Source organism: Rhizobium sullae (assembly GCF_900169785.1).
Taxonomy (GTDB): Bacteria; Pseudomonadota; Alphaproteobacteria; order Rhizobiales; family Rhizobiaceae; genus Rhizobium; species Rhizobium sullae.
Genome location: NZ_FWER01000023.1, coordinates 1 through 15708, shown reverse-complemented (window position 1 = coordinate 15708; position 15708 = coordinate 1). Strand labels below are relative to the sequence as shown.

The window sequence follows — 15708 nt, the reverse complement described above, 5'->3', positions numbered from 1 at the left end:
GCCGGATTTCGTGGCTGACTGGTCGGGGCACTCGAGAGGGGGCGGCGGCCCGTGCAGGCTTCGTGCACGAGACCGCCTGCCAGTTAGTTGCCAGCCTCATTCGCCGCTTTTTCGATGACGTCGGCAACCTTTTCCGGCTGCGAGGCGAAGACCGCATGGCTGGCCTTGATCTCGGTCACCTCGCTGCCAGCGCGTTCCGCCATCTGACGCTCGAGGTCCGGATTGATGGCGCGGTCCTCGGTGGCGACCACCGACCAGCTTTTCTTCGTCTTCCAGGCGGGATCACCGGCTTTGGCCGAGAAGGCTTCCTTGGAGGCGAAGACCTGTGATCTCGCCAGGAACGCGGCTTCGTCTTTCGGAAGGTCGGCGGCAAAGTCGTTCGCGAAGGCGGCGGGATCAAGATAGAGATACTTTCCGTCCGTCGTCTCGCGGATGTTCATGCCGCCGGCCGGCTTGGAGCTTGCGAGGCTGAGCAGGCTTTCGCCCTTGTCCGGCTGGAACGCGGCGACATAGACGAGACCGGCGACGTTCGGGTTATGGCCGGCTTCGGTGATCACCATGCCGCCATAGCTGTGGCCGACGAGCAGGGCCGGGCCGTCCTGGAGGTCGAGGACCCGTTTGGTCGCGGCGATATCGTCGGCGAGCGAGGTGATCGGTTCCTGGACAATGGTAACATGGAAGCCGCGCCGTTCGAGGATTTCGGTCGCCTTGCGCCAACTGGAGCCGTCCGCCAATGCGCCGCGGACGATGACGATGTTCTTCACGTCCGCGGCCTGGGCTGCGAATGGGATCACGCTGGAGACGAATGCGATGGCGAGAGTGGAAAGATAGAGGCGATTCATGGGATTATTCCTGTTGTTTGAGGTTAGGGATGAGGGATGGGATGGTCAGCCGAAGGTGAAAGCGTAGGCTTCGACCCCGGAATCGAGGAAACGGATCTCGAAGTTCCGCGCCTCCACGTCGCCGGACTGGCGGACGAGCTGGTAGAGTCTGGTCGCAGTCACTGTGCCGTCGCCGTTGGCATCGATATCGGCTCCGCGGTCGGCTCCCGGAGCCTTGCCGTCAATTGTCACCTGGAAGCGGACCGGCTTGCCGGACGGACCCGGACCGAGGACGAGATGGAGGTCGCGGGCGCTGAACCGGTAGGCGATGCGGCCGTCCGGCTGGTTGAGGGTTGCCTGTTCCGCACCGACGGTCCAACTGCCGGAGAGGCCCCATTCGTTGAGGCTCGGCTCTGCGACCGAGTAGTCGCGGGCGGCGTCGGCTTGCAGGTTTTCGGGGGAGGCAAAGTTGGTGGCGCGCTTGTAGCCGAGATAGGTCTCGCCGGAGCGGGCATTGCGAAGGTCGGGGCTTGCTTCTGCGCCCTTCGCGTTGGGGCTGACCGGTGCGCTGGCCGCCATCTCGCTTCCAGCTTCGCGCAGCAAATCCTGGATGGCCTGCTCGGTCTGGCGGTAGTTGCCTTCGCCGAAGTGGTGGTAGCGGATCTGGCCCTTGGCATCGATCAGGTAATGGGCCGGCCAGTAGCTGTTTTCGAAGGCACGCCAGATGCGGTAGTCGTTGTCTATCGCGACGGGATAGGCGATCTTGAAGTCGTCGACCGCCTTTCTGACGTTGTCGATCTTCTTCTCAAAAGCAAATTCCGGGGCATGCACGCCGATCACCACCAGGCCCTGCTCCTTATATTTCTCGGCCCAGGCACGGACAAATGGCGTGGTGCGGATGCAGTTGATGCAGGAGTAGGTCCAAAAATCGACAAGCACGATCTTGCCGCGCAATTGTTCTGTCGTAAGCGGCGGCGAGTTCAGCCATTCGACGGCGCCGTCCAGGGAAGGCGCTGGGCCCTCGATGGGCAGGTCGCTCCGGAACGGCCGCTTCGTATCGGCGGCTGCGATCGTCCGGTCATTGCTGGCGGCCTTGGATGGCGCATCGGCGGTGGACTTTGCATGCAGGCGGTCGAGCACGGCCTGTTCGAAGGAGGTGGTGCTGGCATAGGAAAGCTGAGCCAGCAGGCCGGTATCCAAGCCGAGCGCAATGGCGGCGACGCCGGCCAGCACGGCCGCGCCCAGAACCTGGCGGATCCGCTCGCCGACGCCGAGCGACCGTTTCATGCCGGCAAAGATCTTTCCGCCGGCAGTAAGGGCGATTGCAAGCGAGGTCGCCGCGCCAGCAGCATAGGCGAGCAGCAGGAACGTCGTCTCAAGATTGGCGCCCTGCAGCGCAGCGCCCGTGAGCACGATGCCGAGGATCGGCCCTGCACAAGGCGCCCAAAGCAGGCCGGTCGCAACACCGAGCACGAGCGAGCTTGCCGCAGTCCGTGCGGAACCCGACTTACCCGAGGCGTTCAGCAGCCTGTTGCCGAAGTCGACCACCGGCTGGGTGACGATGCTCGCCACATGCGGCGAAAGAAGGCTGACGCCAAAGATGGCAAGCACCACGATTGCGGCGAGGCGGCCGTATTCATTGGCGTGGATTGCCCAACTGCCGCCGACCGCGGCAAGTGTCGCAACAAGCGAGAAGGTGGCGGCCATGCCGATCAGCATCGGCACCGTGCTGCGGACGAAAGGTTGCCCAGCGCGGGCGAAGACGAATGGAAGGACAGGGAGGATGCACGGGCTGAGAATGGTCAGCGCTCCCCCGAGATAGGCAATGATAAGAAGCGTCATCATCGTTTCCTTTGAAACCGAAATGTCGGGCTCTGGACGGCGATGCGGCTCGACCAGCAACGGGGCCAATCTGGCGGGTGCGACGTATCCAGGATGTGTCCGGTTTAAGGGGAATTGTACCGAAGTGTAGAAATCGGCCCGGTGCTACAGTGCGACACAAATTGCCGGCGGAGCTTGCCGTCCTGGTGTGCCGGCTGCAGGTGAATTGTATCGGAATGTATCCGGAGGGCTTGATGCTACATCCGCATGCAATAGGACGCGATGCGCGAAACATCGGGGATACATGCCGGCCGTTTTCTGCCGCCATCAAACTCAAATCGGAGAAAGCCAATGTCCAGTGAGATCAATCACCATCGCCGTCGTTTCTTTGGCATGGCCGCCCTGACGGTGGCAGCGGTCGAATTTGGCCTCAGCAGGACCGCTGGCGCTCAGTCGCCCCAGGTTCCCGTGGCGGTACTGCCTGCCGTCAAGGCCGGCACGCATATCTCTTTCGAGACATTGAAGCAGGTCAGGACCGGAATGCTTGATATCGGCTATGCCGAGGCTGGCCCGGCAGATGGCCCTGTCGCCCTGCTGCTGCATGGCTGGCCTTATGACATCTTTAGTTTCGTGGATGTTGCGCCACTACTGGCATCGGCCGGCTATCGCGTACTTATGCCATACCTGCGCGGTTACGGAAGCACACAGTTCCTCTCCAAGGATACGCCGCGCAACGGCCAGCAGGCTGCAATCGCCGCCGACATGATCGCCTTCATGGATGCGCTCAAGATCGAACGCGCCGTCATCGCCGGCTACGACTGGGGCGCCCGCACGGCAAATATCATGGCGGCCCTCTGGCCGGAACGCTGCAAGGCAATGGTCTCCGTCAGCGGTTATCTGATCGGCAGCCAGGAAGCGAACAAAAAGCCGTTGTCCCCGCAGGCCGAACTTTCCTGGTGGTATCAGTTCTATTTCGCCACTGAACGCGGCCGCGCCGGCTACGAGGCCAACAGGCATGACTTTGCAAAACTGATCTGGAAGCTCGCCTCGCCGCAGTGGCGTTTCGACGACGCGACGTTCGACCGCTCGGCTCAGGCCTTCGAAAATCCGGACCATGTTGCGATCACGATCCACAATTATCGCTGGAGGTTGGGACTTGCCGAGGGTGAGGCCAAATATGACGAACTGGAAAAGAAGCTCGCCGCCTTTCCGGTCATCACCGTGCCGACGATCACCCTGGAAAGCGATGCCAATGGAGCGCCGCATCCCGAACCGGCCGCTTACGCGAAGAAGTTCTCCGGCAAGTATGAACATCGTACCATTACCGGCGGCATCGGTCACAACCTGCCGCAGGAGGCGCCGCAGGCTTTCGCGCAGGCCATCCTGGATGTCGATCGCTTCTGAAGCCCGCTTGGTTGCCGTCAGAGCATTTCCACACTTCGCGGCAGCCCGATCAGCGTTTAAGAAAAGCAGTGGGCTACGATCTCGCCCGGAGCTGATAAAGGATTTGAGGGTCCGAAGATGGAGCATGTCGACCATATCCTGATCGTCGATGACGACCGCGAGATCCGTGAACTGGTGTCGAGCTATCTTAAGAAGAACGGCCTTCGCGCGACGGCCGCCGCGGACGGTCGCCAGATGCGCAGTTTCCTCGATGCCAATGCGGTCGACCTGATTGTGCTGGACGTGATGATGCCGGGCGATGACGGGCTCGTATTGTGCAGGGAGTTGCGGGTCGGCAAGCACAAGGCGACGCCGATCCTGATGCTGACGGCCCGCAGCGACGAAATGGACCGGATCATCGGGCTTGAAATGGGCGCCGACGACTATTTGCCTAAGCCGTTTGCCGCACGCGAACTTCTGGCCCGCATCAAGGCGGTGCTGCGGCGCACCCGCATGCTGCCGCCGAACCTGCAGATCAGCGAGGCAGGCCAATTACTGGCGTTCGGCGAATGGCGGCTCGACACGGTCGGCCGGCATCTCCTTGACAGGGAGGGAACGGAGATTGCGCTGAGCGGCGCCGAATACCGGCTGCTGCGCGTCTTTATCGACCACCCGCAGCGCGTCCTCAGCCGGGACCAACTCCTGAACCTCACCCAGGGCCGTGATGCCGACCTGTTTGACCGCTCGATCGACCTCCTGGTGAGCCGCCTGCGCCAGCGGCTCGGCGACGCCGCGCGTGAGCCGGTCTATATCAAGACGGTGCGCAGCGAAGGGTATGTCTTTGCGGTTCCGATCGAGATCGCGGAGCCCAAGCTATGAAGGCGGACGGCATGTCTCGTCCCGGCGGGTGGCCAAGCACGCTCCGCGCCCGGCTTTTTCTCATCCTGTTTACCGGTCTTACGATCGCCTACGGCCTTTCCTTTAGCGTGCTCTTCCTCGAGCGTTACATGTCGGCGAAGGCCGTCATGCTCGGTACGCTCGAAAGTGACATTGCGACCTCGATCGCGATCCTCGACCGTCTGCCGGCAAATGAAAGGGCTGACTGGCTGGATCGCCTGAGCCGCGGCAATTACCGTGTCGTGCTCGGGCCGGGCCTTCCCGGAGTGCCGGACATGTCCGGGCGGGCAACCGAGATCGCCGGCAGGATCGAGGAGGCAGTCGGGCACCGGCTTCCGCTGCGCATCGAATCCATTCCCGGCGACGCCAAAAGGCTGCAGGGCCATCTAACGCTTTCCGACGGCTCGCCACTCACCATCGACGTCACGCCGACCGGCGTCCTGCCGATCGCCGAATGGCTGCCCTATGTGCTCGCCGTCCAGATGGCGCTTCTGGTGCTCTGCACCTGGCTTGCGGTTCGCCAGGCGATCCGGCCGCTGGGCGACCTCGCTGCCGCTGCTGATGCCCTCGACCCGAACAAGAAAGCCTCGCCGCTCAGTGAAACGGGGCCGCGCGAAGTCGCCCATGCCGCGCGGGCGTTCAATGCCATGCGCGACCGCATTGCCCATTACCTCGAAGAGCGGGTACAGATCCTCGCGGCGATCTCCCACGATCTGCAGACACCGATCACTCGCATGCGGCTGCGCGCCGACATGGCGGACGACTCGCCCGAAAAGGATAAGCTCCTCCATGATCTTGGCGAGATAGAACGGCTCGTGGAGGACGGCATAGCCTATGCGCGCAGTTCGCATGGCAATGGTGAGAAGACCTCCCGTATTGAGCTTGCGTCGTTCATCGACAGCATTGCGTACGATTATCAGGATACCGGAAAGTCCGTGACCGTCACCGGCCCCGTCCAAGGCACGGCCACGACGAAGCCCCATGCGTTACGCCGCATCCTGTCGAACTTCATAGACAATGCGCTGAAATTCGCCGGTGCCGCCGAAATCAGCGTGGAGCGAAAAGGCGAGCGCAATATCATCATCACGGTGCTGGATCGCGGACCCGGCATTCCGGAAGAGATGCTCGAAGCTGCGATGCAGCCTTTTTTCCGCCTTGAGCAATCCCGCAACCGCGAGACCGGCGGAACTGGTCTGGGCCTTGCCATCGCCCAGCAGCTTGCCGCGACGATCGGCGGCTCGGTCAGGCTCTACAATCGCGCCGGAGGCGGACTGGCGGCCGAGGTCAGCATCGGCTAACTCCAGGAATTTCGGACGTTTTTGGAAAAACGTCGGTCGGGCCGCTGCTGCGCTTTGTTACACTTTCGCCGATTTCGGAAACATGCCGGACGCGTCAATCCGTCAAACGACTCCCTGTCAGAAGACGTTGCAGACAGCGACACAAACAAAGGAATGCTCCATGACGAAGATCGACAAGGTTCTCTACACCGGCAGGACTCATACCACCGGCGGGCGCGACGGGTTCTCGCGCAGCGATGATAGTCAACTGGACATCAAGCTTTCGCCTCCGGGCAGTACCCACGCCGGCACTAATCCCGAGCAGCTCTTCGCAGCCGGCTGGTCGGCCTGCTTTATCGGCGCTATGGGCCTTGCCGCCGGAAAACGCAAGCTCCGGCTTCCCGAGAACGCGGCCGTCGATGCGGAGATCGATCTCGGCACTACGGATGGCGCCTATCTCCTGCAGGCCCGCTTGAAAATCAGCCTGCCGGGTATCGAGCCGGAACTCGCCCGAGGGCTTGTCGAGGAAGCCCACCAGACTTGCCCATACTCTAAGGCAACGCGTGGCAACATCCATGTGGATCTGCAGATCGCCGCGTAAATGCGAAGAACTGCAGTGCCCTGGCTTGGCGCTTGATAAAGCGCAAACTCTAAAGGAATGGGAGATGGCTCAAGCCGTGTCCCGGAGGGTCGAATGAAACCCGTGATAATCTGCATCTGAGCGCGGCTATCTTCGCTACGTCCTGTGTCTACGATGACGGTTTGCAGGAGCCCTCGCCGCTAGCGGGGCTTCGCGCCGCTGCATTTGCGTGGTCTTTGACAGGCGCGATTTCCGCTGACAGGTCTACGTCAGACAGCGGTCCGTCATTCGTCTGGCAAAGTCGATGCTGCAACAATTCAAACCTGTGAATTCAGTCATCCCTCCGCCGTCTTATCTGGGATTATCGCTTGTTTAGGAAATCCCGGACGCGCCCGCTCACTCTTGATACACATTTGCTAATCGTGGGCTAACGTCTCGACTTTAGGCGTTAGTTTAATTCCGAGCGCCCGCAGAACCTTAATAATCGCCCGCGCGATCACCCGCTAGGCTATGGATCTGCGTGATGTCATTCTGTCCGGCTCCGATTTCGAATTACGAGTATGGCTCGCGCGATAGCAATCGCTGAAGATTCGTGCCACTTGAAATCGGCCCATGCAGGTCTCATTTAGAGCTCACTTCCCGTTTTGACGGCCTCTTGCTTGACCTCCGGTTGGAGCGTTCGATGCTGTCCGGGTTGAAAGGGCGCTCCCCGAAAGGGTCGAGCGCCCTTTTTGTCTCGATTGTGCTGACGTATTAAAAAAATGAGCCCGAGACGGCCGATCGACTCAGGCCGCCGAGCGGTGTTTTTTAACGCGAGCTCTCGGCGTTACTTGTTTCGATGCTGGTTCGGCGTCATCGTCAAATAAGGACGACAAGATCACCGGTTCCCGGTCCGGAAACCGGGCGACGAGTTCCAACGTGCCGCCCATGGCTCCTACATAGCCGCGCAAGGTCGACAACAGCAGATCGCTTCGCTTCTCCAGCCGCGAGATATTCTCCTGTTTTACGCCAAGCGTTTCAGCCATGCGAACCTGGGTCAAGTCTCGAGCTTTCCGGAGGTCCTGAAGTGTGCGGTATTCCTCTAGGCGCTCGTTGCCGAGGCGTTCGAGACGCTCGCGGCGCTCCGCGGGGAGGTTCTGAAGAACCTCATCTAATGTTCTAGCCATTCTTTTTCTCCTTCATTGCCTCGAGATGCTGCGTAAATCTCTTGTCGGCTTTCGCAATCATCACTTTGTAGAACCGCGCCTGGCTGACGCCGGACTTGTCGCCGGCGACTAGAAGTATGGCGCGACGCTTGGGGTCGAAAGCGTAGGCAAGGCGCCACACCCCATCCGCCGCCTTGAACCGCAACTCCTTCATATTCGCATGGGCAGAGCCCTTGAGCGTGTCGGCATAGGGTCGTCCGAGCTGCGGACCGTAGGCCTTCAAGAGCGGCAATGCCACGAAGATCTGGTCCTGCACCTCTTCCGGCAACGCGGCAAACTCCGGGTCGAATTCGTCGTGGAGCTGAACTGTCCAATCTTCGGTCATATATGATCTCGAAGTTATATGCTGTCAAGGTTCTAAGGTTGGGGGAGTATGTGCTGCGGTTTCAGTTCCTGCGTTTGTCGTAGATCAACGCCCGATCGATATGGCTGGGGTTGTAAACCAGGAAGGATCAGGAGGGAAAGAAGAGAAGTTGTTCGCAGGCCGAGACTCCGGCTGACGCTGGCACTCAATCGCGACCGACGCGACATCAGGCCTGCGACCCTCGCAAGGCGATGCGCCTCGCTTGCCCGCACATTCCGGTAGCATTGATCGTATTTGTCTTAGGCTGGAGATGTCTCAAGGATGGAAATGGGTCCCCGGGTCTGAATCACCCGTTCAAGCCGTAGCCCCGCGGCGTCGAACAGGCTTGCATACTGTGCCTCCGTCCTCTCCAGGCCGCCGGTGATGGCGAGCATGACCACGTCGATTCCTTTGATCTGGTTCGGTTCGTCACCCGGTGGCACGAGCGTCTCGGCCACGAGCACCTTCGCGTCCGGTAGCATAGCCTTGCGGCAATTTCGCAGGATCGCCGCGGCAGGCTCATCGTCCCAATCGTGAACGACCTTCTTGACGACGTAGACGTCACCACTGGGGACGCTCTCAAAGAAGTCACCTGCGATAAATTCGGTGCGCGGCAGATTGCCTCCGGCACCCTGCTGTGCTGCCGCGACGCCCGAAGGCAGATCGAAAAGCACGCCGCTCAGATGGGGGTTGCGGGCCAGGATCGCTGAGAGAAGCTGACCATGTCCGCCGCCAACGTCGACGATCCGCGTGAACGGGCTGAAATCATAAGCTTCGGCCACGGCCTCGTTGCTGCCTTGGCTCAAGGCCACCATGGCACGCTGAAACAAGGCAGCCTGCTCTGGGTGCTCTGACAGCCAGTCAAACCTTGGGCTCCCGAACACCTTGTCGAAAGCTGGCTCTCCTGTGCGGACAGAATACAGCAGTTGCTCGAAGGCAAGATAAGCCTCGCTGTTGATCATACGGACGAAGTCACCGGGACCCGGCCGATCAGAGCGCAGCGAGGCGCCAAGCTCCGTCAACTCGAAATGACGAGGCAATACTTCCCTAAACACCCCTTCAGGCGCGAGAAGTCGCATTACACGATAAAGCGCGTCAGCATCTGCCTGAGTGGCAGCCGCTAACTCATCCACCGACTGCTCGCGGGCGGCCAGGAGATCGGGGACGCGGAGTTCGATAATGACCCGCAACCCCTGTGACACGGCGAACCCGAATCCTAACCTCATGATCTGTTGCACGGGGTTGGGCATGGCATTTTCCTCGACTGTGTGCGGACAGCTTATCAGAACGAAGCGAGCGCAACACTTCCCCAAATTGGAGGATCACCGAGGTGGTTGTCGAAAGCGTCGGTTTGCTCAGGCGCTATCACGATAGCTCCGGAAGATAGTGCAATCCGGTCTTCGGTTAGAAACTCAGCGTCGACGGCAATCCACCCTTCTGCGACATTCTTGGCGAAACCCACTCCAGTTCTCTTTCGAATTTGACACCTGATGCCAAAGAGACCAAAAGATACACGTCGAGAGGTCCTCGTGACGCAGACGCTCATATAATCAACACGATCGACCAAACAGGACACTTGACGCATAACCTAAGACCTCAACCCCGTCGACCAATGGCGTGCCAGCGCCTAGTGGCGCTCGGTTGGACAGAGGAATCGGTCGCAGCCGCCTTGGCTCTTTCGGTTCGCCAGATCCGTCGGCTGCGTTTGCTCGCCAACGTCTTTCCCGCCATGCTCGAACATATGGCACGCGGCGACTTGCCGTCCGAGCAGCAGCTTCGCACCATTGCGGCGGCGAGCCACAACAAGCAGGCCGAAGTCTGGAAAAGTACAAGCCGAAGAAGCAGGAACAGGCCTCGTGGCGGGAGGTCGCAAGAGCGCTCACCAAGACCCGCATGCTTGCCAAGGACGCGAGTTTCGGCGACGATCTGCGCCAGGCCTACGGCATCGTCTGGCAGAAGGACCTCTTCGCGCCGGCCGATGAGGATAGCCGCTACACCAACGGGCGTCGAAGCGTTCCTCGGCGCTCAGCAGGAGTGGCTGTCGAACAACCTACCGAAGCGCGGCGCCATCATCGAGGTCAATGGGTGTGGTCATGCATAGTGACCGATGACGACGGCATTTTCGGGACCGGCGCATGAACGCGCTACTTCTGGTTTGGCAATCTGGGGTGATTGAGCTTGCAGAATGATGATTTGGAAAACATCCAGCACGGCCAGGTGTTCCGTGCCAAGCAATGGATTTATCGGCTTATAAAATATCTGTTAGTGCGACCTGAGCCTGTATTTGATCCCACACTGATCGGCAAGATTGTCGCGGTCGTCGGATCGGCGCCACAGGCGAACATGCCCGCCAACATGGATGACACGTATCGAATCGTGACGATCAATGGTTCTCAACATACGGTGGAATCATGGGGCGTCGCCAAGCCACACATAACGATCATGCAGTACAACCAGATTGAAGGGCTTAATACGAATGCTCGCGAAGTCCGCCGGATTTTGAGGGGAAGGGAGACTGGAACTCTTTATCTTATGCTTTGGCGCCATGGCCGGCGCCAACTCGAGCAGGGTCTGCGAGCATTTGATTACCGGTGCGACAATCTTGAGATTATCGACCGTTATAGGCGAGTTTCACTAGTTCGGAAGGTGAGTGGAGTTCTTAATTTCGAGCTCGACGCCTCGACGAAATACTCGAACGGCATTATCGCGGCTTTACTCGCTCTCAATAGCAATGCGTCTGCCGTGATTTTGTCGGGAATTGATCCATCATCAGCGGGACACGCGTATAATCATGTTGGACTGGCACGAAAACATTCAGAGCCGGATATGAACATGATCCGGCGATTGATTAAGTTGGGGATGCCGATTTTCACGGCTGATCCGAATGTATCTGAGGCCACCGGTCTACCCCTGTGGCAACCGGTGCCGAGAACCTGACGACGGCTACGCAGGTCTCTTGAAGACGGCCCTTCCGGGTGAAGCCGTCAGTACGATCGCTCATACTCGCTGCTGAACATGGAGCATTCGATCTCTTGTCGCAAACCACTCGTCGGCGTAGTCATTATCCTTATACTCGTCGAAATACGGGCCACCGTCCGTGAAATGCACAATTTTAGCATCATCTCTCTTGTCGTATTCATTCACGAGATAATTCCATGTGACCGGCAGTTCACCGATCAGATCATCGCTTTCAAGCCATTTGAACTGATGTAACTGTAGGCCGGTCGCGGTATCCACGTACTCGGGACTTAGCGCTTTGCACCGAGCATTGTTGAAGAGGATCAAGCTGGACCAGTTTTTCTTTTCGTATTTCGTTTGCGTTTGGCCCAGGAACTTCGTCTCTATTTTTGGCTGGTAGTCGTGCTTGACGCACATGGCTGAGAAGCGGTCATCTCTGAGTGCCCATAATTCAGCGATATCTGCTCTCGCGAGCATGTCGCAATCCATAAAGAGGCTCCATCCCTGAAAGGAACTCAAGTATGGCGTTAGGAAACGAGAGAACGAGAACTCCGTCGACTGCAGCGCGTTGCGCTCTCTCGTAAAGACCTTGCCGAGGTTTGGAAGATAGATCGCCGTTATACGAACCGGCACACTCGATCTCTCCAGAATGCTCTGCGACAGCACGTGGTGAGCGACGACTTCTTTCGAATCGAAACCGACATATATGTTGACGACTTCCGTCATGTGTTCTCCTCTCGTTCGGGACCCTTGGTTGCTTGGCAAGTCACGGAAAGTGAGCGGCTTATTTGTTGCGATCCAGGCTGCGCTGCTTTCGGGTTTTTGGTCGAATTCGTCGAAACGCAGCATTCAATGCTCTTTGCCATTTGGTAATCGACATCAAACTATCGATATGTGCGAGAGCGTCATCAAGTCGCGCAGCAAGTGTTTCATTTATCGCCGACTGAATTTCCGCTGCGCTCGCATCTTGAAACTGTTGGCTCAGAATTTCGAACCGCGCCGATGTCAATTGGCCGAAATTCGTAATGAACTTACGTTCGGCCAGAAGCCGTAGATAGGCTCTCTCGAACGTCCAGTCGTGGACATCAAAGACCTTCCATCGCGGGCTTCGTCGCCCTGAGAAACCGGCCAAGACAATTTGGGATTTTATCTGGAGTTCTCTCATCCAGATGATCAACGCAAACCCGCTCGTCGGTATTTTGTTCGGCGGGTATTTGGTCGATAGCAGGGGTTCAAGATCCGCGTGTAACACCTTGGCGCCGTTGAAGTTTGAGGCGGGACTGAAGCGCTCGTCGGCTGCCGTCCGGATGTTGAGTATTCCTGCGAACTCACATTTCGAGAAATATCGCAAGACATCGTCGACCTCATGTCGGTGCACGATGTTTGCTCCCATCGATCCACTGCGGGCAACGAGCATCGAACGTCCGGCGAAATTCTCGTGCAGGACTTTGTAGGCTTTGTTGAAGAAGATAAACAAGGTGTCGTCCGGCACATGCGAGCGGATCAAACGGGGATCGAGGACGTCACTATTTGCGACCAAAACGATGTGCGGATGCTTCTCGAAGAAGTCCCGCCAAGCTTCGTTGCTTTGGGTGTTATACAGGTCTGGAAAGCTGTCAGGCATCGGGCAAACGTCGTTGATCGCCAAAATATGCCTTAACTTTTCCTGCGCGGTAAACGCCGCCGAGGTATCCACCCAAGGAAAGAAGCAGATCGGCGATTTTCCGTTGCACGCGGCGTTCCTTCACAAATTCTGCCCAAGATGTTTGGAGTAGCATCTGCCGATATTCGTAGGCGTAGGGAGTGTGCATCCATCGGATCGAGGATTGCCAAGGCTTTCGGCGTCCGGTGAAATGAACGATCACCGGGTCGCGGACGAATGGCATGATGCCTGTCTGCACGTTCCACCGAGGGTTTAATGGTTCCCATGCTCCCTGAAAAGCAATGTTAAGTACATCCTGATCGTTCGCATCGTAACGTTCTCCGGATTGCAGTAGTTCTCGGGCTCTCTTGAAGAGCCCCGTGGTGCGAACGGCCGTACTGTCAAGAAGAATAACCCCGGCGTTGAAGTATCGTGGTCCATGTTTGAGACCAAGCTTCAACTCTCGTTTTTTGGCTTTGTCAGGAAAAGCAGTGACGTAATCGTCCACGGCGCCAATTACATTGCCGCGAAGATCCGACTGAAATATTGCGTCGATAGGATCGACCACTAATACGTCCGCGTCGATGTACAGGACGCGATCGATGGATTCATCAATGATTTCATCGATATAGAGACGTGCAAGGGTCGCTTTCGTCCAACGCCCGCTTGCCTCAGGAAGGTCCGTCGGCAAGGTGAAATCGACGATTGTGATGCTGCTGCCATGTCTTGCGTTGAATGCCGCAACTGAGGCTTTATGTTCCGGCGAAAGATCGATCCCGACAATCACCTGCCCCAAATCGCGATCGCGCGAGTGCCGTGCGACTGACAGAAGCGCGCAACAAGCAGCAGGCAGCATGTACTTATCCGTGAATGTATAAACGGCGGTCCTACCCATTCACACGTCTCATTGCCGGTTCAAATCTCAAAGTTTGCGTCGTTGATCAGAGCGAGCGCGCACGTTTGCGAAGATGCAGCATAGTCTAATGCAACCGCCTCGAACAATACCAAAAAGCAATCTGGTTCTTTCAAGGGACGGCGAAATAAAAATTTAGATAGGAGTTTTCAACTATTAGCCGCATTTTCTGAACTGGCGGAGCTGCCGGCTGCGCGCAATGTCGATGAATCTGGCGCCAGGCTGAGCGGCGATTGACATGATCACTCGCAATCGCGAGTCTCTTTAACTGAAACCGTAACTCTGCGAATCTGAACAGAAATGACGCGGCACCATTTTGTAACGGAACAGCGCCTTCGAGAACTAAAGCGGCGGCACACCGCTTGGCTCGACAAGCTCGGAATTCGGCACAGGCCGTGGCTGATTTTTGGGTCCGCCCCAAATCCAACGATTACCGACGATTTCATAGAACTCTGTGCACGTGTGGACGTCAACAATTCCGGCCGCACAGCTGAAATGCTTGGTTTCGGCCGAGCCGACCTGACGATTCGCAAGCGACGAAAGTCCTGGCTGGAGCATCCGAGGCTTAATACCCGCGGTTTAGTTTGGTTTCACACCGCACCGACGGCGATCATGCGGCTTCAACTGTTGTTGAAGCCGCATGTCCGTGTCGGCACCCTGCAGAAACTTACAAAGGATGAGCGGAACGCGATTATGAACGAGATTGTCGGGCCGATCCCTGAAGGCATCGGCAAAATAGGGAAGGCTACAAATGGTGTGGCGGCCATCTGTTATGGCCTTTTTCTGGGCGCTCCCAGCATTGTCGTTTCGGGAATGTCTGTTACAAAAATGGGGCACTCGTACAATGAGGTCGGAAAAACGCGCAAGCAGATTGACGAGGATATCTACGCGCTCACGAAACTCAGCGCGTATCCAAACCTTTTTACGACGGAGGCTGAGCTTTCGGAGATTACAGGGATGACGCTCATTCAGAACGCGACCGAACTTTCACCGCCACGCTAGAGCGCGTCCATCTTAATCGGGGTCATATGTGGCTGCCGCGAAGTAGTCGGCACATTCCTGTGGTTTGAAGAGCGCAATGATTTTGCCGACAGTATCCGACAAGGCTTCGACGGAGCGCGCGGCGCAAGTGAACATACCGATCTCGTTGAAATTATTCTGCTCGCCATTCACATAACGATGCCGAATGGCTTTCATGTACTGAGAGCCGGCATACGCGCCAATTCGCTAAAATCAACCCCCTTGCTCGAACGAGAGCGGTATGCACACCTCATCGCCCGTACCGAATAAAGCTTGAATCAGATACCGCTAAGGTCTGAATTTACTCGCAGCAACATTGACGTCATTCTGACGTTCCAGTGATTGCAAGGGAGCGTGTTATGGCGCTTGCCGATACCGAATATTGCGAAGCCTCAGCGATCAAAAATGCCATCTCCTTCGGCATGATGGCGGCACACGATTCGTCAGCATGCGCCATGAGACACAAATCCGAGGACGTGTTGCGGCTAAAGGCGGAAGGTAAGACAACCGATTGTATCGCCCGAGAGGCAGGCGTTAGTCGATCGACCGTGACCAGAATTTTACGCTACGTCGAACGAGCATCGGCGGGGTAGGGGTCTCTCAGTGAGGACAATCCATTGTGCCCACGCTGCCGCCGAGCGTGCAGACACCGTCTGCAGAAGCCGTCGGAACAGGGCTGCGAGACATTCCTAACTCCCTGATTCGAAGGCAGGGAATCACGGCAAACAGCGACCGTCGTCTCAATTCCGATTCCGTGTTCAACGGACGCCCTCTAGTCACCTGGAACTGAAGTAAGCCTCATTATATATTGCTTCTGTTGGAACGGCAGGAGGGTTAGTGATGGTTGG

At 57.8% G+C, this 15708-nt stretch carries 15 protein-coding genes and 2 pseudogenes; 8 read left to right on the top strand and 9 right to left on the bottom strand.

The annotated features are described in order from the left end of the window. Positions 1-83: 83 nt before the first annotated feature. On the bottom strand, positions 84-842 hold the full coding sequence (locus BN1800_RS20495) for an alpha/beta fold hydrolase (RefSeq protein ID WP_087000588.1): 759 nt from the start codon (positions 840-842) through the stop codon (positions 84-86). A 45-nt stretch (positions 843-887) separates the two neighbouring features. Beyond that, positions 888-2663, bottom strand: a complete 1776-nt coding sequence (locus tag BN1800_RS20490) for a cytochrome c biogenesis protein DipZ (RefSeq protein WP_179213840.1) — start codon at positions 2661-2663, stop codon at positions 888-890. A 330-nt stretch (positions 2664-2993) separates the two neighbouring features. On the opposite strand from BN1800_RS20490, the gene BN1800_RS20485 reads away from it, so the two are divergent. The 4 genes from BN1800_RS20485 to BN1800_RS20470 all read left to right on the top strand — a co-directional run bounded on the left by BN1800_RS20485 (position 2994) and on the right by BN1800_RS20470 (position 6800). Further along, positions 2994-4046 (top strand): alpha/beta fold hydrolase, encoded by a 1053-nt coding sequence (locus BN1800_RS20485; RefSeq protein WP_087000586.1) that lies wholly within the window; start codon positions 2994-2996, stop codon positions 4044-4046. Positions 4047-4163: 117 nt separating this feature from the next. Further along, positions 4164-4904 (top strand): response regulator, encoded by a 741-nt coding sequence (locus BN1800_RS20480; protein WP_027513024.1) that lies wholly within the window; start codon positions 4164-4166, stop codon positions 4902-4904. Positions 4905-4915: 11 nt separating this feature from the next. Next, a complete protein-coding gene (locus BN1800_RS20475; RefSeq protein ID WP_244564572.1) occupies positions 4916-6220 on the top strand; it encodes an ATP-binding protein in 1305 nt (434 codons plus the stop codon). A 160-nt stretch (positions 6221-6380) separates the two neighbouring features. Continuing rightward, entirely contained in the window at positions 6381-6800 is a 420-nt protein-coding gene (locus BN1800_RS20470; RefSeq protein WP_087000582.1) for an organic hydroperoxide resistance protein, read from the top strand. A gap of 764 nt (positions 6801-7564) precedes the next feature. On the opposite strand, the gene BN1800_RS20465 is transcribed toward BN1800_RS20470, so the two are convergent. The 3 genes from BN1800_RS20465 to BN1800_RS20455 form a co-directional block, all read right to left on the bottom strand. Beyond that, the gene (locus BN1800_RS20465) at positions 7565-7945 is read right to left on the bottom strand and encodes an XRE family transcriptional regulator (RefSeq protein ID WP_087000580.1); all 381 of its coding nucleotides are present in this window, start codon (positions 7943-7945) and stop codon (positions 7565-7567) included. Continuing rightward, entirely contained in the window at positions 7938-8309 is a 372-nt protein-coding gene (locus BN1800_RS20460; protein ID WP_087000578.1) for a type II toxin-antitoxin system RelE/ParE family toxin, read from the bottom strand. Before BN1800_RS20460 ends, BN1800_RS20465 begins: the two co-directional genes overlap by 8 nt. 278 nt (positions 8310-8587) lie before the next feature. Further along, positions 8588-9577 carry a methyltransferase gene (locus BN1800_RS20455; RefSeq protein ID WP_087000576.1) on the bottom strand — a complete coding sequence of 330 codons (990 nt, stop codon included), beginning with the start codon at positions 9575-9577 and terminating at the stop codon, positions 8588-8590. Positions 9578-9922: 345 nt separating this feature from the next. Between BN1800_RS20455 and BN1800_RS20450 the strand changes: the two are divergent. Both BN1800_RS20450 and BN1800_RS20445 read left to right on the top strand, forming a co-directional pair. Further along, positions 9923-10419, top strand: a pseudogene (locus tag BN1800_RS20450) (plasmid partitioning protein); the annotation flags it as partial. Between the two features lie 86 nt (positions 10420-10505). Then, positions 10506-11264 (top strand): membrane-anchored protein, encoded by a 759-nt coding sequence (locus BN1800_RS20445; RefSeq protein WP_244564571.1) that lies wholly within the window; start codon positions 10506-10508, stop codon positions 11262-11264. Between the two features lie 60 nt (positions 11265-11324). Here the strand turns inward: BN1800_RS20445 and BN1800_RS20440 are convergent, their stop codons facing one another. From BN1800_RS20440 to BN1800_RS20430, 3 genes are read right to left on the bottom strand one after another with little or no spacing between them, the layout of a single operon-like run. Further along, entirely contained in the window at positions 11325-12011 is a 687-nt protein-coding gene (locus BN1800_RS20440) for a glycosyltransferase (protein ID WP_087000574.1), read from the bottom strand. A gap of 58 nt (positions 12012-12069) precedes the next feature. Beyond that, the gene (locus BN1800_RS20435) at positions 12070-12933 is read right to left on the bottom strand and encodes a hypothetical protein (protein ID WP_087000572.1); all 864 of its coding nucleotides are present in this window, start codon (positions 12931-12933) and stop codon (positions 12070-12072) included. Beyond that, a complete protein-coding gene (locus BN1800_RS20430) occupies positions 12902-13822 on the bottom strand; it encodes a glycosyltransferase family 8 protein (RefSeq protein ID WP_087000570.1) in 921 nt (306 codons plus the stop codon). Before BN1800_RS20430 ends, BN1800_RS20435 begins: the two co-directional genes overlap by 32 nt. 318 nt (positions 13823-14140) lie before the next feature. Between BN1800_RS20430 and BN1800_RS20425 the strand changes: the two genes are divergently transcribed. Further along, on the top strand, positions 14141-14842 hold the full coding sequence (locus BN1800_RS20425; protein ID WP_087000568.1) for a hypothetical protein: 702 nt from the start codon (positions 14141-14143) through the stop codon (positions 14840-14842). Positions 14843-14854: 12 nt separating this feature from the next. Here BN1800_RS20425 and BN1800_RS43965 read toward each other — a convergent pair. Beyond that, positions 14855-14965, bottom strand: a pseudogene (locus tag BN1800_RS43965) (IS630 family transposase); the annotation flags it as partial. Positions 14966-15219: 254 nt separating this feature from the next. Between BN1800_RS43965 and BN1800_RS43960 the strand changes: the two are divergent. Then, positions 15220-15453, top strand: coding sequence for a helix-turn-helix domain-containing protein (locus tag BN1800_RS43960; protein ID WP_087000565.1), 234 nt, complete (start codon positions 15220-15222; stop codon positions 15451-15453). The last annotated feature ends 255 nt before the right edge of the window (positions 15454-15708 follow it).